The 18,090-nt window shown below is 52.0% G+C and carries 17 protein-coding genes; 9 read left to right on the forward strand and 8 right to left on the reverse strand.

Going from position 1 to position 18,090, the window contains the following annotated elements:
• Positions 1 to 100 precede the first annotated feature (100 nt).
• On the forward strand, positions 101 to 655 hold the full coding sequence (locus EIP93_RS12675; protein WP_241229555.1) for a hypothetical protein: 555 nt from the start codon (positions 101 to 103) through the stop codon (positions 653 to 655).
• 92 nt (positions 656 to 747) lie between these two features.
• On the opposite strand, the gene pspC is transcribed toward EIP93_RS12675, so the two are convergent.
• The 3 genes from pspC to pspA all read right to left on the reverse strand — a co-directional run bounded on the left by pspC (position 748) and on the right by pspA (position 2,090).
• Positions 748 to 1,113, reverse strand: coding sequence for an envelope stress response membrane protein PspC (gene pspC / locus EIP93_RS12680; protein ID WP_107332764.1), 366 nt, complete (start codon positions 1,111 to 1,113; stop codon positions 748 to 750).
• Positions 1,113 to 1,337 (reverse strand): envelope stress response membrane protein PspB, encoded by a 225-nt coding sequence (gene pspB, locus EIP93_RS12685; RefSeq protein WP_103860522.1) that lies wholly within the window; start codon positions 1,335 to 1,337, stop codon positions 1,113 to 1,115. The genes pspC and pspB overlap by 1 nt, the downstream gene beginning before the upstream one ends.
• 87 nt (positions 1,338 to 1,424) lie before the next feature.
• Positions 1,425 to 2,090 (reverse strand): phage shock protein PspA, encoded by a 666-nt coding sequence (gene pspA / locus EIP93_RS12690; protein ID WP_010295838.1) that lies wholly within the window; start codon positions 2,088 to 2,090, stop codon positions 1,425 to 1,427.
• A gap of 225 nt (positions 2,091 to 2,315) precedes the next feature.
• Between pspA and pspF the strand changes: the two genes are divergently transcribed.
• Positions 2,316 to 3,305 (forward strand): phage shock protein operon transcriptional activator, encoded by a 990-nt coding sequence (gene pspF / locus EIP93_RS12695; protein ID WP_039505804.1) that lies wholly within the window; start codon positions 2,316 to 2,318, stop codon positions 3,303 to 3,305.
• 70 nt (positions 3,306 to 3,375) lie between these two features.
• Here the strand turns inward: pspF and EIP93_RS12700 are convergent, their stop codons facing one another.
• From EIP93_RS12700 to parS, 3 genes are all read right to left on the reverse strand, one after another.
• Entirely contained in the window at positions 3,376 to 4,902 is a 1,527-nt protein-coding gene (locus tag EIP93_RS12700) for a cellulase family glycosylhydrolase (protein WP_103860520.1), read from the reverse strand.
• A 380-nt stretch (positions 4,903 to 5,282) separates the two neighbouring features.
• The gene (locus EIP93_RS12705; RefSeq protein WP_125232797.1) at positions 5,283 to 5,771 is read right to left on the reverse strand and encodes an RES family NAD+ phosphorylase; all 489 of its coding nucleotides are present in this window, start codon (positions 5,769 to 5,771) and stop codon (positions 5,283 to 5,285) included.
• A complete protein-coding gene (gene parS, locus EIP93_RS12710) occupies positions 5,768 to 6,208 on the reverse strand; it encodes a type II RES/Xre toxin-antitoxin system antitoxin (RefSeq protein WP_040031583.1) in 441 nt (146 codons plus the stop codon). The genes EIP93_RS12705 and parS overlap by 4 nt, the downstream gene beginning before the upstream one ends.
• A 171-nt stretch (positions 6,209 to 6,379) precedes the next feature.
• Here parS and sapA point away from each other — a divergent pair, with 171 nt between their 5' ends.
• From sapA to EIP93_RS12745, 7 genes are all read left to right on the forward strand, one after another.
• A complete protein-coding gene (gene sapA, locus EIP93_RS12715) occupies positions 6,380 to 8,068 on the forward strand; it encodes an ABC transporter substrate-binding protein SapA (protein WP_010295827.1) in 1,689 nt (562 codons plus the stop codon).
• Complete coding sequence (sapB, locus tag EIP93_RS12720; protein WP_014915699.1) at positions 8,065 to 9,030, forward strand: putrescine export ABC transporter permease SapB; 966 nt, start codon at positions 8,065 to 8,067, stop codon at positions 9,028 to 9,030. The genes sapA and sapB overlap by 4 nt, the downstream gene beginning before the upstream one ends.
• The gene (gene sapC / locus EIP93_RS12725; RefSeq protein WP_103860518.1) at positions 9,017 to 9,907 is read left to right on the forward strand and encodes a putrescine export ABC transporter permease SapC; all 891 of its coding nucleotides are present in this window, start codon (positions 9,017 to 9,019) and stop codon (positions 9,905 to 9,907) included. The genes sapB and sapC overlap by 14 nt, the downstream gene beginning before the upstream one ends.
• A 16-nt stretch (positions 9,908 to 9,923) precedes the next feature.
• Positions 9,924 to 10,916, forward strand: a complete 993-nt coding sequence (gene sapD / locus EIP93_RS12730) for a putrescine export ABC transporter ATP-binding protein SapD (RefSeq protein WP_103970810.1) — start codon at positions 9,924 to 9,926, stop codon at positions 10,914 to 10,916.
• A complete protein-coding gene (gene sapF / locus EIP93_RS12735) occupies positions 10,916 to 11,731 on the forward strand; it encodes a putrescine export ABC transporter ATP-binding protein SapF (protein ID WP_010276730.1) in 816 nt (271 codons plus the stop codon). The genes sapD and sapF overlap by 1 nt, the downstream gene beginning before the upstream one ends.
• A gap of 193 nt (positions 11,732 to 11,924) precedes the next feature.
• A complete protein-coding gene (fabI, locus tag EIP93_RS12740; protein ID WP_010276729.1) occupies positions 11,925 to 12,713 on the forward strand; it encodes an enoyl-ACP reductase FabI in 789 nt (262 codons plus the stop codon).
• Between the two features lie 315 nt (positions 12,714 to 13,028).
• The gene (locus EIP93_RS12745; protein ID WP_125232798.1) at positions 13,029 to 13,604 is read left to right on the forward strand and encodes an inclusion body family protein; all 576 of its coding nucleotides are present in this window, start codon (positions 13,029 to 13,031) and stop codon (positions 13,602 to 13,604) included.
• 127 nt (positions 13,605 to 13,731) lie between these two features.
• Here EIP93_RS12745 and EIP93_RS12750 read toward each other — a convergent pair whose 3' ends face one another.
• Entirely contained in the window at positions 13,732 to 14,712 is a 981-nt protein-coding gene (locus tag EIP93_RS12750) for an FAD:protein FMN transferase (RefSeq protein ID WP_125232799.1), read from the reverse strand.
• A gap of 115 nt (positions 14,713 to 14,827) precedes the next feature.
• Positions 14,828 to 17,704, reverse strand: coding sequence for a flavocytochrome c (locus tag EIP93_RS12755; RefSeq protein WP_125232800.1), 2,877 nt, complete (start codon positions 17,702 to 17,704; stop codon positions 14,828 to 14,830).
• Between the last annotated feature and the right edge of the window lie 386 nt (positions 17,705 to 18,090).

Consider the following 18,090-nt stretch of genomic DNA (forward strand, 5'->3'; position numbering starts at 1 on the left):
GCACTCCCCACCTCTGGTGGGGAGTTGTTAGTCTTAAAAACTGAGCGCAGCGTTACTGTAAAATACTCATTACTTTTCAAACCCCTTAGGAATGAAACAAGTGAAAAAGTTACTGCGAAATAATCTGGCAATGATAACACTCCTCTCTTCAGGCTGTTCGATTATGCCAAACAACTCTTTTTTCATTCCGCCCCATGAAACCAATAACTCCCCGTGGGTACGTATCGTAGACAACACAGAACAGACGAGTATTTACCAGACGTTAAACGGCAAACGCACTGGCGGTCTTATTCGTTCCAGTGAATGGGTATTACAAAACACCCAGGATCGCGGAATGCCAAAAGTATCCGGAGAGAAATACGATATTGACTACTACGAAACACCATTAGTGCCTGGTGTTGAAACAGCGATTATCAACGTTTATGTTGAAAGCAAATACTCATGCCTTATTACCACTCACTTTGTTCCGGAAAAAGGCAAAAAATATCAGTTCCAGTTGGAGACTGATGCGCTGCATTATCAATGTCGTGCGATTGCCAGCGAAATCGTGCAGGACAGCAATGGCCAGTGGCAGCGCATACCACTGCAAAACGTGCGCTACAGCACGAAAGAAGGAAATGGCTGGCATCCGATGCACAGTGGGATCGGATCATAGAGATTGCAGCGAAAAAACAGCGCGACATTATCCACTCTCGACTCAAGTCGTACGGTGGATAATGTCAGCGAAAGAGTATAACCGATGACAAATTACAGGTGGCGAAAGCGGTTCTGAACGCCATACGTATCCGAGGTGACATAGCGTTCAATGTTGCGCAGGCGCTGTTCGCTGGCCTGCAAGGTCGCATCCGCTTCATTCAGCAGTTGGCTGGGTGTGCGAGCCGCTTTTTCATCCTCAAACCCCATTCCCGCCGGAGCCGGGTCGAGCATAAAGGTCAGAATGATGTAGGCCACCATGGTGAAAAAGAACAGGCCGAAAAATATCGACAGCACCGCAATCAGCCGCACGAGTTTCACTGGCACGTCAAAGTAACGTGCTAAACCAGCGCAAACCCCTTTCAGCATGCCTTCTTCCGGTATGCGGTATAACGTTTTACCTGACCACGTATTTTTCATTACGACTTTCTCCAGTCCGGGTGTTCTGCATCCAGAATGTCTTCCAGCGCTCTGATACGCTCACGCATACGGGTGGATTCTTCCGTTAAACGTGTGAGACGTTGCATATCGTTTTGTCCCAGTTGAGCACTGTTTTTACGCTGACTGTAATGTAGCCAAAGCCATATCGGTGCCACAAACAACATGAAAATGGTCAGCGGAATGGCAAGAAACAACGCACTCATTGTGTCTCCTTAGTTATTATTCACACGTCGGTGGCTGCCGTTTTCTAACGACAGCCCATCCGATAGCGTTTACGCGCTTATGACTCTTTACTCTGCTGGCTTAACTTTAGCCTTAAGTGCCGCCAACTGCGCGCTGATTTCATCGTCCGCTTTCAGTTCAGCAAACTGCTGATCCAGCGATTTTTGTTTCCCTAACCCGTGGCTTTCAGCTTCCGCTTCCATTGTATCGATGCGGCGTTCAAACTGATCGAAACGTGCCATAGCTTCATCCAGCTTACCGCTATCCAACTGGCGACGCACATCACGCGATGATGCCGCCGCCTGATGGCGCAGTGTCAGCGCCTGCTGGCGAGCACGGGTTTCGCTCAATTTGTTTTCCAGCTCGCCGATTTCACGCTTCATGCGCTCCAGCGTTTCATCCACGCTTTCGGCTTCATGCTGCAACACCGCGATCAGGTCGGTCAGCTTCTGCTTTTCAATCAGCGCCGCACGGGCCAGATCGTCTTTATCTTTACGCAGCGCCAGCTCGGCTTTTTCCTGCCACTGCTCCTGCTGACCGTGCGCTTGTTCAATACGACGGGCAATCTGTTTCTTTTCTGCCAACGCCCGCGCCGAGGTTGAACGCACTTCAACCAGCGTATCTTCCATTTCCTGAATCATCAGCCGCACCAATTTCTGCGGATCTTCAGCTTTATCCAGCAAAGAATTGATGTTGGCGTTCACGATGTCGGCAAAACGAGAAAAAATACCCATAATTACATCCTCTTCATGATTTCCAGCGTCTGATTACGCCTGATTTATCACCGTGACCAGCTGAGCCAGTCGCGATCTCACTATAGGTATATCAATAAGTATGCCAACTTTTAATTCTATTTAACTAACTGAAAATTAAAGAATAGATAATTTTGACTATTTTCCCTTTTCCGCTAGATTAGTCAAATACACTAACAGTTAGTAAAAATAACACGGTGAAACATCATGCTTCAGGAAAAAGAGAATTTGCTGGGTGAAGCCAACAGCTTTCTGGAGGTACTGGAACAGGTGTCGCAGTTGGCACAGTTGAATAAACCCGTACTGGTGATTGGTGAACGCGGTACCGGTAAAGAGCTGATCGCCAGCCGTCTGCATTATCTTTCCCCACGTTGGCAAGGGCCGTTCGTTTCCCTCAACTGTGCGGCGCTCAACGAGAATCTGCTCGACTCCGAGCTATTTGGTCATGAGGCGGGGGCTTTTACCGGGGCGCAGAAACGCCATCTGGGACGCTTCGAACGCGCTGACGGCGGAACGCTGTTTTTGGATGAACTGGCTACTGCGCCGATGCTGGTGCAGGAAAAATTACTGCGAGTGATCGAATATGGCATGCTGGAGCGTGTCGGTGGCCGAGATCAGCTACAGGTTGATGTGCGTCTGGTGTGCGCGACTAACGACGATCTGCCTGCGCTTGCCGCCAGCGGTAAATTCCGCGCGGACCTGCTCGACCGTTTGGCCTTTGACGTTGTCCAGCTCCCGCCGCTGCGGGAACGCCAGCAGGACATCATGTTGCTGGCAGATAACTTTGCGATTCAGATGTGCCGCGAATTGCATCTGCCGCTCTTTCCCGGTTTTACGCCAGCCGCACGCGAGACGCTGCTGAATTACGACTGGCCGGGCAATATTCGTGAGCTGAAAAACGTGGTTGAACGTTCGGTGTACCGCCACGGCGACAGCGATCGGCCCCTTGATGCCATCATTTTGAATCCTTTCCGCCGCACTCCCGCCGTTCAGGAAACACCGCCGCGTGCGGCAACCGGCCAGCCGGATTTACCGCTGGAGATGAAACCGTGGCTGCTGGAACAGGAGAAAAGCTTGATCGATCGGGCATTGAATCAGGCAAAATTTAACCAGCGTAAGGCTGCTGAACTGCTGGGATTAACCTATCACCAACTGCGTGGATTGCTAAAGAAACACGATATTGTGGTGAATGAGTAAGAGGCGGGAAAGAAAATGCGGGCGAATTAACGCCCGCAGAGGAAATGGATTAATAGGTTAACAGGCTCGATTACGGCTCCGTTCCCCATACCAGCGTGCCTTTATCGTGCACGGTGATCTTATCCCAGTTAGCGTAGCTCGTGACGTTAGCGCCGTATGAATAGTCGTTGGTTTCATTCACATTGCTCCAGTCACCGGCGTGGATACGCACCTGCACTTCACCCGTTTCCGCGCCCGGCTGAAGGGAACCGGCTCCGCTGCTGAAGGTCACCAGAACATAGCGGTTGGCTTTGTCGGTGCTGGCGGCTGGCGTCCCTGTGCTGGTCACGATGTTGTTAGGGCCGACGTTCGCCCAGTCAACAAAGAGGTTCGCGCCGGGTTTGCCATCATCATGGAAGTAGTAACGCACTTGCAGATCGCTCAGTTTGATCGGCGTACTGCCGGTATTTTTGATGTTGACGGCCATACGAATCGCATCATCGGACGGGTTGTTATCCACATTACGATATTGCAGCACGACGTCACCCGTTGTTCCGTTACCCGGGTTAGTCGGCTCCGTTGGCGTGGTCGGGGTAGTCGGCGTATCGCCACCGCCCAGATTCGCACCTGCACGAATCTGCTCTCTGACAAATTTGCCTGACGTCGACAGATTCTGCTCCGTCCAGCCACCTGATTTGCTCGCCCCCGGAGCCAACGCGGCGGACGCCTCTGACTTATCGGTAAGCGACCAGTTCACCCAGCTTACGCCACGGTTATTCAGGAAATCGATCCAGGTCTGCGATTCTGGCAGGAACGGTCCACCGTTGCCGGATGCATCGCTGGTGCCCCACTCGCTGACGAAAATCGCCGCGCCACGGCTTTGCGCATAGTCAATACGATCGCGCAGGAATTGCCCGTGCGTGCCCGCATAGAAATGCAGCGCGTAAAGGGTATTAGGATCGGGGAGCTGATTATCCGCCGCATCATGGATATCCTGACTCCAGGTGCCCGTACCAACGATAATAAGGTTATCGGGATCTTTGCTACGGATGGTGTCAGTCACTTCCAGCGCATAAGGCCGAATCTGTCCGTTCCAGGTCACGCCACCGTTTGGCTCATTGGCGATTTCATAAATCACGTTCGGTGAGCTGCCATACAGCCCAGCCATTTCGGCAAAGAAGGTTTTTGCCTGTGCTTTATAAATATTAGGATCGTTATCCGACAAGATATGCCAGTCGATGATGATGTAAACGCCGAGACTTTGCGCCGCCGCAACGGCCTCTTTTACCTTATTGGCGAGGGAAGGATTCGAAATATAACCATCCGCCGCCGTGTACATGGCGACGCGGAATACATTAATCCCCCAGTCATCACGCAGCCACTTCATCGAGTCTTTGTTGACATAGTCGCCAAACCACTGCAAACCGTGCGAACTGACCCCTCTCAGTTGCACCCTTTTCCCCTGTTCATCCACCAGTCGCCCGTTTTCGATGGACAGCTGACCATGCGTTTCTACTGGCGTGGCGGATAATGCTGAAAAACTGAGTGACATCCCCAGCACTGTTGTTACCACACCTAACGTCAATTTCCTGACGATTTGATTCCTTCTCATCCACATATTCCTTATCTCCATTGTGAACCCATGATCTTGGGTATAGGCATGATAAGGGAGATTTATGTTCCCGCAAACAATTTAGGACATATCCCAACCATATTGATTTTATTAATTATTTACAGAGAAATAGAAAGCAAGATAAGTATCTGGCGAGGTCATTTTTCAGGCAAAAAAAAGCCAGCACGTCGGCTGGCTAAAATAATACTGGAAGCAATGTGAGCAATGTCGTGCTCTCCTTCAGTGCCTGCGAGAAGCCACTGCCGAAGTGCGAAAGTGATGATAATAGTTATCAGTATCATCTGTAAAGCACTTTGTTGAGAATTTTTCTCATTACCATACTGACTATGGGGTTCCTGCCAGCCTCATTGCTGCTGATAGCAGACCTAGTGTCCGATCGGGTTAAACAGCCTATGACTGTAAAAATCGGGGATCGCCTCAATCAGACGTAGCTGGCTTAACGCGGGATGTAGCGGATTAATCAGCGCATTACGCATGCTGCCAAACGGCTTAACCGTGCTGGTCGGTACCCAAATCACCAGCGATTGCCCTGCGTTCAGGCAGCGCGATCCCAGTGCCTGCACATCCGGCATAAATGGATAGCGGTGCCAGTCTTCAGGCAACATGTCCAATGTAATGGATTCTTGCGGGACATCGTCCGGCAGTTCGTACACGCCCAAACGATAGCTGGCGGGCAGCAACTGCGGCGAAGGGAGATAATTGCCCATTTCCAGCATCGCGACAGCGGGCGTTTCACTGAAATATAACACTGGCGTGTTGGGCTGATTGAAACGCGCACCGTGCTGGAAACTTACGCCCGTTTGTCCTGAAAATGCCTCCAGCCAGACCGCTTTGGTGATGCGGTAAAGCCTCATATAAATTCGCCGTATTCAATACGATTCAGCGCGTTATCAACCAACTGACGCCCTTTGTGCGTATCCAGCATTTCCGCCGGCGTTTTTCCGCCAAAGGCCGGAATACCGCTCTCCATCCACAACTGCGCTTTCGCTTCATCTTCAAACGTCGTCATGGCTTTCAGCCACAGGCGGAACGTCTCCAGCGCGGCCTCCCCCTGCTCCAGCGTTAAATGCTTACGGCGAAACAAACGGGAGATATTAGACGGATCAACGGACAGTGCCGAGCCAATCAGCTTACGGCTTAGCCCGCTGGCATCCGCCCCGCGTTTCAGCATCGCGCCGGAGATCCCGCTGCGCACCACATTAACGAACATCAACGGGTCATGGAAAACGCCATCAGGCAACTCGGCTTCACGAGCAAAGTTTTCAACTTTAAGACTGATTTCTGCATTCATGGTTATCTCCTCGTCATTATGACTTAACTATAGCATTCATTATGACGCTTTCCATTATTCATCTGGTGGCTCAAACGGTTGGAAAGTCGCCAGACGCGCATAACAAGAGTGGGGAGGATGCCAAGAGTGCGATACACTCTGTATATAACCGTCTTGACTGAAAAATCCCGTATGTTCGGAAAAACCTGTTTCGCACTGGCACTCACCTGGCTGGCTTTGCCTGCACTGGCTGCACCACCGTCCGTGCCAACGCCGCCTGCTCCGCTGGAAAATATTCGCCAGAGCGGTTTTGTCTATTGCGTCAATGATGTCCTGAACACGTTTAACCCGCAAATGGCGCGCAGCGGTGTCACCATTGATACGCTGGCGGCGCAGCTTTACGATCGCCTGCTGGATGTCGATCCTTATACCTATCGTCTGATGCCAGAACTGGCTCAGCGTTGGGAAGTCTTGGACAACGGTTCGACATACCGTTTCTACCTGCGCCGCGATGTGCCGTTTCAGCACACCGCCTGGTTCAGCCCAACCCGCAATATGAACGCTGACGACGTGATATTCAGCTTCCAGCGCATGCTGGACGAAAAACACCCGTATCATGATGTCAACGGCGGCGAATATCCCTACTTCGACAGCCTGCAATTCGCCGATTCGGTGCAAAGCATCCGCAAGCTGGGCGAATACAGCATTGAGATCCGGCTCAACAGCCCGGACGCCTCTTTCCTCTGGCATCTGGCCACGCACTACGCGCCGATTCTGTCCGCAGAATACGCGCAACGTCTGACGAAAGAAGACAAGAAAGAGCTGCTGGATCGCGAACCGGTCGGCACCGGCCCTTATCTGCTCAATGAATACCGCAACGGGCAATATATCCGGCTGACGCGCAACAGTGATTATTGGCGTGGCCTGCCACGCATGCGGCAGGTAGTTGTCGATCTCGGTTCCGGCGGTACGGGTCGCTTATCCAAACTGCTGACAGGCGAATGTGATGTCCTCGCGTATCCGGCGGCGAGCCAGTTAACGATCCTGCGTAACGATCCGCGCCTGCGTCTTTCGCTACGCCCCGGCATGAACGTCGCCTATCTGGCCTTCAACGTGCGTAAACCGCCGTTGGACGACCGGCGCGTGCGGGAAGCCATCGCACTAGCGATCAATAACGACAGGCTGATGCAGTCGATCTATTACGGCACGGCGGAAACGGCGGCGTCTATTTTGCCCCGCGCGTCGTGGGCGTACGACAACGAATCGCAGATTACGGAATATAACCCGCAAAAAGCGCGACAAATTTTGCAGGAACTGGGGCTGACTAACCTAAACCTGCGCCTGTGGGTACCCAGCGCGTCACAGTCCTACAACCCCAGTCCGCTGAAAACGGCAGAGCTGATACAGGCCGATCTGGCGCAAATTGGCGTCACAGTGACCATCGTTCCGGTGGAAGGCCGTTTTCAGGAAGCCCGTCTGATGGAACTCAGCCACGATTTAACGCTGGCGGGATGGGCAACGGACAGTAACGACCCGGACAGCTTTTTCCGACCGCTGTTAAGCTGCGCGGCTATTCGCTCCCAGAGCAACTACGCGCACTGGTGCGATCCTACTTTTGATGAAGTGCTGCAAAACGCGCTCTCGTCACAGCAGCTTTCTAAGCGGATTGACTATTATCAGCAGGCACAGCGCATTCTGGCGGAACAGTTACCTGTTCTGCCGCTGGCGTCGTCATTACGGCTGCTGGCCTACCGCTATGACATGAAAGGGCTGGTATTGAGTCCCTTCGGCAATGCCTCGTTCGCGGGCGTCTTCCGCGAGGACCAACAGGCGCAGCAGAAGCCTTCTGCACCGGAAACCGTGGAGGAAGCACAGCCGTGATTATCTTTACCTTGCGACGTCTGGTGTTACTGATTGTGACCTTGTCACTGCTGACGCTGGTTGGCTTTAGCCTCAGTTATTACACGCCTAACGCCCCGCTCAACGGCGCAGCGCTGTTTGATGCCTATCACTTTTACCTCACCAGCCTGCTTCAGGGGGATTTCGGTCGCTCCAGTATTAACGGACAGGCCATCAGCGAATTGCTGAAAGAAGTGTTCCCGGCCACGATCGAGCTTTGTCTGCTGGCCTTTGCGCTCTCGCTGCTGGTCGGTATTCCGCTGGGTATTACCGCCGGCGTAATGCAGAATCGCGGCGCGGACATTGTAATTAGCACGTTGGCGCTCATCGGCTTTTCCCTACCGGTGTTCTGGCTGGCGCTACTGTTGACGCTTTTCTTCTCGCTGCACCTCGGTTGGCTGCCGGTTTCAGGCCGCTTCGATCTGCTCTATCAAGTGAAAACCGTCACCGGATTTGCGCTGATTGACGCTTGGCTGTCAGATTCGCCACATCGCGGTGAAATGATCGTCAGCGCCATCCGCCACCTGATTCTGCCGATTACCGTGCTGGCCGTCGGGCCGACGACTGAAGTGATTCGCCTGATGCGCGTCAGCACTACGGAAATTATCAGCAAAAACTACATTAAAGCGGCAGCCACCCGCGGACTGTCGCGCTTTACGATCATTCGTCGCCACCTGATTCATAACGCGCTGCCGCCGATCATTCCCAAATTGGGATTACAATTTTCCACCATGCTGACGCTGACGATGATTACCGAAGTGGTCTTTAACTGGCCGGGTATCGGTCGCTGGCTGGTGAATGCCATTCGTCAGCAGGATTTTGCTGCAATTTCTGCGGGCGTGATGGTGGTCGGTGCAATGGTCATCACGGTTAACATCCTGTCCGATATTTGGGGTGCCATGGCAAATCCGTTGAAACACAAGGAATGGTATGCCCTACGATAACGTTTATAGCGAAAAGCGGCTGCCTAGCCGACTAGGCGATACCTGGCGGGCATTCAACCAGGATATGCTGGCTATGATCGGGCTATACGGCTTTCTGATCCTGATCGGTCTGTGCCTGTTCGGCAAATTTCTCGTACCTTATGAAGTTGACCAGCAATTCTTGGGCTATCAGTTGCTGCCCCCTTCCTGGTCTCACTACGGTGAAGTCTCGTTCTTTCTCGGCACCGACGATTTAGGTCGCGACCAGCTAAGCCGCCTGCTGAGCGGTGCAGCACCGACCGTCGGCGCCTCGCTCATCGTCACCTACGCGGCAGCGCTATGCGGCATCGTGTTGGGCGTTTTTGCGGGCGTCACACGCGGGCTGCGCTCTGCGATGCTCAACCATATTCTGGATACGCTGCTGTCTATTCCGTCGCTGCTGCTGGCGATTGTAGTCATCGCCTTTATCGGCCCTAAGCTCGAACACGCGATGCTCGCCGTCTGGCTGGCGCTGTTGCCGCGTATGGTGCGCACCATCTACAACGCTGTGCACGATGAAATGGACAAAGAGTACGTGATCGCTGCCCGCCTCGACGGCGCTTCCACGCTTTATCTGGTCTGGTACGTCGTGCTGCCAAACATCGCTGCATTGCTGGTCTCCGAATTTACCCGCGCGTTGTCGATCGCCATTCTGGATATCGCCGCACTGGGTTTTCTCGATTTGGGCGCGCAGTTACCGACAACCGAATGGGGTGCCCTGCTTGGCAACTCGCTGGAGCTGGTTTATGCCGCACCGTGGACCGTGATGCTGCCCGGCGCGGCTATCGCACTGAGCGTGTTAATCGTCAACCTGCTGGGCGACGGCATCCGCCGCGCGCTCGTCGCGGAAACGGAATAAGAGGCGACGACTCCCTATGCCATTACTTGATATCCGTAACCTGACGATTGAATTTCTGACTGCAGACGGCGCGGTAAAAGCCGTCGACCGCGTCAGTATGACGCTGAGCGAAGGCGAAATTCGCGGGTTGGTAGGCGAATCCGGCTCCGGTAAAAGCCTGATAGCTAAAGCCATCTGTGGGATCACCAAAGAAAACTGGCGCGTGACCGCCGATCGCTTCCGCTTTGATGATATCGACCTGCTGCAACTGTCGTCACGCGAGCGACGTAAGCTGGTCGGCCATAACGTCTCCATGATTTTCCAGGAGCCGCAATCCTGTCTCGATCCGTCCGAAAGTGTCGGTAAGCAACTGGTGCAGGCGATTCCCGGCTGGACGTATAAAGGCCGCTGGTGGCAGCGATTTAACTGGCGCAAGCGCCGCGCGATCGAACTGCTGCACCGCGTCGGGATTAAAGATCACAAAGACATTATGGGCAGCTATCCCTATGAGCTGAGCGACGGCGAGTGTCAGAAAGTGATGATTGCCATCGCGCTAGCGAACCAGCCGCGCCTGCTGATTGCCGATGAACCAACCAACGCGATGGAATCGACCACGCAGGCGCAGATTTTCCGCCTGCTGTCGCGCCTGAACCAGAACAATAACACCACGATTCTGCTGATCAGCCATGACCTGCAAACCATGAGCAAATGGGCCGATCGGATTAACGTGCTCTATTGCGGTCAAACGGTGGAAAGCGCCACCAGTGAAGATTTGATCGCCGCGCCGCATCATCCTTATACGCAGGCGCTGATTCGCGCAATGCCCGATTTCGGCCGCTCGCTGCCGCACAAAAGCCGGTTAAACACCTTGAACGGTGCGATTCCCTCGCTGGAACACCTGCCGATTGGCTGCCGGCTCGGCCCACGTTGCCCTTATTCACAAAAACAGTGTATGCAAACGCCGCCGCTGCTCTCCGTTAAGAACCACTTATATGCCTGCCACTTTCCGCTCAACATGGAGGAACCGTGATGGTTGAGATGCTGCTTGAAGCCCGCAACCTGACCAAGACATTCCGCTATCGGACCGGGCTGTTCCGTCGTCAGCATGTTGAGGCGGTAAAATCCGTCAGCTTTACGCTGCGTGAGCGGCAAACGCTCGCCATCATCGGCGAGAACGGTTCAGGAAAATCGACGCTGGCTAAAATGCTGTCAGGCATGATTGCCCCGACGTCCGGCGAGCTGGTTATCGATGACCATCCGCTGCACTACGGCGATTACCGCTACCGCAGCCAGCGCATCCGCATGATCTTTCAGGATGCGAGCAATGCGCTCAATCCGCGTCAGCGCATCGGGCAACTGCTGGATGTCCCGCTGCGACTGAATACCGATCTCAGCGCAGAAGCGCGTGAAAGAGCGATTAATCAGGCGCTGCATCAGGTTGGGCTACGTCCCGATCACGCCTATTACTATCCGCATGCGCTCGCGCCGGGGCAAAAACAGCGTGTCGGTCTGGCACGTGCATTAATCCTGCAACCGAAAGTGATTGTCGCCGATGAGGCGCTGGCGTCACTGGATATGTCTATGCGGTCACAGATTATTAATCTGATGCTGGAGTTACAGGAAAAGCACGGTATCTCTTATATTTACGTGACACAGCATCTGGGCATGATGAAACACATCAGCGACCAGATTCTGGTGATGCAGGCAGGCGAAGTGGTCGAACGCGGCAGTACCGCCGATGTGTTGTCCGCCCCGCTACATGACCTGACGAAACGTTTGATTGCCAGCCACTTCGGCGAAGCGCTCAGCGCCGACGCCTGGCGACGCGACGGCGCACAACGTTAATCTCCGCGCACCACGGCAGCATCCCCGCGACGGCCACAGGACTGTGGAAAAAGGGGGATACTGCTCGGAGTACCCCTACCGTCCCCAACATGGTAGAATCGCGCGGTTTATTCATCTCGGTCGTCACTTGCCGCGTACGTTTACGGGCACAGAAGTGGCGATCGCAGCAACAATGATCACAAGGATTACTGCTATGGGTTTTCTTACCGGTAAGCGCATTCTGGTAACAGGTGTTGCCAGCAACCGTTCTATTGCCTACGGTATTGCACAAGCAATGCAGCGCGAAGGTGCCGAACTGGCCTTCACGTATCAGAACGACAAATTGAAAGCACGCGTTGAAGGCTTTGCCAGCGAACTGGGTTCCAGCATCGTTCTGCCGTGTGATGTCGCTGAAGATGCCAGCATCGAAGCACTGTTTACCGAACTGGCTAACGTATGGCCGAACTTTGATGGCTTCGTGCACTCCATTGCTTACGCACCGGGCGACCAACTGGACGGTGACTACGTTGATGCCGTTACCCGTGAAGGTTTCAGCATTTCTCACGATATCAGCTCTTACAGCTTCGTCGCGATGGCGAAAGCCTGCCGTAAGATGCTGAACCCGAACTCTGCGCTGGTTACCCTGTCCTACCTGGGTGCTGAGCGTGCTATCCCTAACTACAACGTGATGGGCCTGGCAAAAGCGTCTCTGGAAGCGAACGTACGTTACATGGCGAATGCCATGGGTGCTCAGGGCGTGCGCGTCAACGCCATCTCTGCGGGCCCGATTCGTACACTGGCTGCCTCCGGCATCAAAGACTTCAAGAAAATGCTGTCGCATTGCGAAGCCGTTACGCCAATCCGCCGTGTCGTTACCATTGAAGATGTGGGCAACTCTGCCGCGTTCCTGTGTTCCGATCTGGCTGCCGGTATCTCCGGTGAAGTTCTGCACGTTGACGGCGGTTTCAGCATCGCCGCAATGAACGAGCTGGAACTGAAGTAAGTCATCAAAAGTAGCCTATCATTGATAGGCTGCTTTCTTTTTTTCGGGGTTTAATTAGGTTATTAATTAAAAAAACAAGTTATATTAAATATAAAATCATTCCAGTTAAAATAATAATAAAAAATAAAATAACTCGGTTAATAATGGAATTCTCTTATTAGATAAACATATAAGATACTCTAATTTCATTCTTGTAAAAACAAAACAACATAATTACTATCAATGGCTGAGTAAGTTAAGACTTGCTCTAAAAAATCATCACTTGCTATGCAGCTTTTTACATATTCCATTTATTATTAAAAATAAGGATATTTCATGAGTAACATCAATCAACTCAACTCGAGCAATAACGTTATTAACGTTATTAACGTTATTAACGTTATTGTCATTATTGATACAGACCGTATTATCAATGACCCCTCAATCAAATCTGTTAGTAAAGATCAAGCCCACCCGACGCCGATTGGCCACCAATACTCTTACATGGTTGCACCAAATCAATCAGCCATATCAGGAGAGGGAACGGGCGACCTCAATATTAGAGCAAACCGTGATGATGTTATTCGCTGGACAGGTATTTCAGAATCTGCCAACTCCGACTCAAGCGTTTTAATTTATGGGCTACCTCGATATGCAGGTGATACCGTTTTTACCCAAGTTGAATTCGTTAATAGCAGCCGTTTAGAAGCAGAACCTGCACCAACGAATAACACCTCACCGTTCCCTGTTACGTTCACCGAACAAAAACATTGGTACACTCAGGCAACTATAACTAAATTAGGAACAGAGCAGTATCAGGTACAGTTCGCGTTGTACCATAGACCACACGGCGGAAATCAAGAACTTTATGGTTACTTCCAGTGGGACCCGACAATTACAGTCAAAGAGTAATTATATAATTAGTTAGATAATACATTCATTGATTAACTACATTCGAAATATACCAACACGCACGTCGTTAATCGCCCCCTCAATTTCCACCCTCTGGAGACTGACTTTTATTAGTCATAATTCGCGTTTACATAACTCTTCCAACATGAACCAAATAACTACCATCCAGCAATTCGAACACATAATGCCGCTGAGAAGAAAAAATAATCTCTCGGTTTTTCGTCACAAAGATGGCTTCAATGTCCGGTTGATCTTGTAGAAACTCAATACCCGCGTTCACGCCCATACCATAGAGCAGCGTGGTGTAGATATCGCCGTCGAGAGAGTCATTCGAGATAACCGTCACGCTGTGCAATTCATTATCCAGCGGATATCCCGTCCGAGGATCGAGAATATGATGATAGATATGGTCATCCACGGTAAAAAAGCGTTCATAGACGCCAGATGTCACCACGGATTTGTTCTTCACCTTAATAATGCCCAGCAGGCTATCACGATCCGCGAAAGGCTTCTGTAACCCGACGCTCCATAGCCCTTGCTCATCCGTCAACGCGCTGCCGATAGCCAGCACGTTCCCCCCCAGATTGATCAATGCATCCTGAATTGCATGTTGATGCAAAACGTCTCGAACGATATCGGCAATATAACCTTTCGCAATCGCGCCCAGATCGATCTCCATTCCGGCGCTTTCTAGCATCACAGCGTGATCCTGCTCTCTGAGAATAATGCGCTCGGGGTGCGTTAATGCCAGCGCCCGCTGTATCGATTCCTGATCAGGCACCGTACTGCCGCTAAAACCGATTTTCCATAGCTTGACGACAGGGCCAATCGCCACGTTAAAACCGCTATTTTCAATCAGGCTCACCGCTCTGGCGCGCTTAATCAGCTCAAAGACAACCGGGCTGACCGACACATAATCGTTCCCCGCCGCGTGGTTGATGCTCATGACTTCCGACTGCACCCGATTAACGGTTAGCTGGTCTTCGAGCTGCTTGATGCGTTGAAAAACCTGCCTGACGGCGGTTTCATCATGGACGAACAGTTTGAGCAGGATGGGGCTGCCCATCAGATGAACGGAGTAGACATAAGCGTTATCGACAGAAGGCATACGGTGACTCCTATGATCGAATGGCGGTACAGAGAGGAAACGACCAGACAATGGCGAGCGCCCTTTCAGACGCCCGCCATCGGCCTTACCCTTTTATCACGTTCTCTTCTATCACTTACTCTTCTACCAGCATGGGTTGATTTTCAGCCGTTTTCACCACAGCTTTCGCGAACTTTGCCTTGCGCGCCTTTGTCGGGAATGCGCCAGAATGACGCGGTGCTCGCGCATAGGTCGCTGCCTGAATCCCCGCCTGAATACCGAAGATAATAATATCCGCGACAGCGTTGCCACCAATGCGGTTCGCCCCGTGAATACCGCCGACCACTTCCCCTGCGGCATAAGCCCCGGAGATCGTCTCTTTATGGCGATTCAGCACTTCCGCTTTTTCGTTAATGGTCACCCCGCCCATCGTATGATGCACGCCCGGCGCCACCTTAATCGCGTAGTAAGGTGCCTGATTCAGCGGATCGCGCATCCCCGTGGTTCGGCCAAAGTCTTCATCGTTTTTGTCGGCAATAAAGGCATTGTAACGTTCGAGCGAGGCGTGCAGCGCCGCTTGTGGCATGTCGAGCGTGTCGGCCAGTTCAGCGATGCTGTCCGCGCTGACGGTCAGCCCTTGTGCGACATACTCTTCAACTGCCCGATTGCGATTTCTTACCTGCTCATCGAACAGGATGTACGCATACTCTTCCGGCAGGTTGACGATGGCAGACGAGACGTTATCCCGCGTCTCCATTTCGTTAAAGAAGCGTTCCCCGCGCTGCGATACCAGAATGGCTCCGCCGCCGCGAATAGATTCGGAGATCAGATAAGAGGTGGTCTGCTCAACCGTCGGATGGGTTTGAATTTCCCCCATGTCCACCGTATTCGCGCCAATCTGTTCCAGCAGGCGAATACCTCCGCCCGTTGCGCCCTTGTGGTTGGTGGTGACAAAGCCTTTCAGGTCTGGGCGGTATGACTCCACCATCGCCTGATTGGCACTAAAACCGCCTGTGGCAACAATCACCGCTTTTGTCGCAATCAGGCTCTCTTCGTGCTCATCATTAACGACTCTAACAGCGGTCACTTTGCCCTTCTCTTGCACAATTTCGGTCACCGACGTTTCCAGCAGCACCTCAATATTGTATTTATTGAGGTTCTTAATCAGCCCGCTGACCAAATAGCCGCCCACCGCTGCGCCATTGGCAGGGCGATGCGTTCTGTCAACGCTCATGCCGCCCGTCGTGGTGATATCGCCCAGTTCGATGTCGTGCTGCGCCAGCCAGTTAATCGCGTCAGACGCGTGATCGACAAAATACTGCACCAGCGCCGGGTTATTTTTCTGCTTTCCGCTTTTCAGGGTTTCGTTATAGAACAGCGTGTGGCTATCTTCGATGCCCCTGTTTTGTTGGAAGACGGTTCCCGCCGCGTTCATACCGGCAGAGGCTTTGATGGTGTTGCCGCCAATGACTGGCATCTTTTCAATGACGATAACGCGCGCACCCTCTTCGCTGGCCTGAATAGCCGCCGCCAGCCCCGCGCCGCCGCTACCAATCACCACCACGTCCGCCTCGCGGCGCGCATCCGGGTTACCACCATCGGCGATAATAGCGTCTTTGCTCGATTTCACCATCGCCTTGGTGACGGCCTTTTTAATCGCCTCACTCTGCGCCGTTGCGCCCGTTACGGCGTCGACGTGTGGGCTATTGGTATCCAGAATACGTTCGCGGATAATCTCAAAACTGATTTTCAGTGAATCATCAATATCGCTATTATCCAACGCAATGTCGGCGACCCGATTCTGCTCAAAATGAACATGAATTCGCAGTTCGCCACCTTCATCCTGAACGCGTTCCTGATAAACCCCGGATTTAAATTTCTTACCCGTTAAATTCACGTCCCGAATCATGGCTTCAACTAATGAAAAACGCCACAGCGGTTCAGGAATCGTTAATGTTTCGCGTTTATCGCTGGCAATATAAAGCTCAAGTTTTTCCTGCTCGGCAATGCGATCCGTCCAGTCTGGATAAGCAATACAGGCTCTGCCAACGGCAATCAGGTCATAACCATTCTCTAACGCCGCGTCTGCATCTGCCTGGTTGACAATATCCCCCACGCCAATTACCGGAATCGCGGCTAATGTCGCAGAACGACGGGCAACATATTTTTTAATCAGCGGCGTCGGATCGTTTGTTTCGACAATCGATGAACGCAGAATATTTCCCATAGAGAAGTGGACATAATCCAGCCCGCGTGCCGCTAATTTTTCCAGCAGATAGAGCGAATCATCAAAATGAATGCCGGGTTCTTCGATCTCTTCTGGCGAGAAACGATAGCCGATGATAAACGAAGGAGCGGCGTATTTATCCGCGACCTCGTGGGTGATATCCAACACTGCCAGCGGGAAGGCGGCACGTTTGTCACGGCTGCCACCCCATTTATCTGAGCGCTGATTAGAGTGGGGAGAATAGAATTGCTGAATCAGGTAGGTATTCGCGCCGTGAATTTCCACACCATCGAAACCCGCCTGAATGGCGCGATGGACGGCATCGCCAAACTTGCCGATCATGTCGTCAACCTCATCGCCCGACAGGGCAACAGGAACGATGGCTCCCGCACGCGGCGCGGCAATCGCGCTCGGGGCAACCGGCGTCGCACCACCGATAAAACGGGGTTCGACCATACGGCCGCCGTGATAAATTTGCAGGATCGCCGTCGACCCTTTTTCTTTAATCGCCGTCGCTATTTTGGTCAGTCCGGCAATTTTGTCGTCGTTGTCTATCCCTATCGCGCCGGGAAAGGCCAACCCTTTGTCATCAATAAAACAGCATTCCACAATCACGGTGCCGATGCTGCCTGCTCTGGCCTGGTAATATTCCACCAGCTCTTTGGTCACGCTCCCATCGTAAAAACCGCTACAGGTGGTCATAGGTGCCATCAGTACCCGGTTTTTCAGCATCGCGCCGTTGGGGAGAGTAAAAGCAGCAAATAAATCATGGTGACTATTCTTCATAATGAATACTCCACTTAAAATAAAATCTTGTTCGAAAAGGCCATGTTTTTCTTTTAATCATTAATTCTTCTGGCTGATAATTTGCGAACTTATTACTTACCAAGTATCTATTTTTTTTGATGTTATAAAATGTTTTCTTAGTATTTAAACTATTTTGTAGATCCGCTTTTATTAGGGGTATTGGCACAACTCTTTTTTATATTTAATATTCCATTCACTTCATTAACATTTTCTTATCCTTAAAATAACCAATCGGATATTGTTTATATTCTGCATAACAAAAAAACGCCCCGGTAAACAAATAAGACCGGGGCATCAGACCGTTGACAAACCTATTTTCTGAACGAGAACGGGAGTAACGGAATAGAAGAGTAAAGCGTTTGCGC

Source organism: Pectobacterium versatile, from assembly GCF_003932035.1.
In the GTDB taxonomy this organism is placed as follows: domain Bacteria; phylum Pseudomonadota; class Gammaproteobacteria; order Enterobacterales; family Enterobacteriaceae; genus Pectobacterium; species Pectobacterium versatile.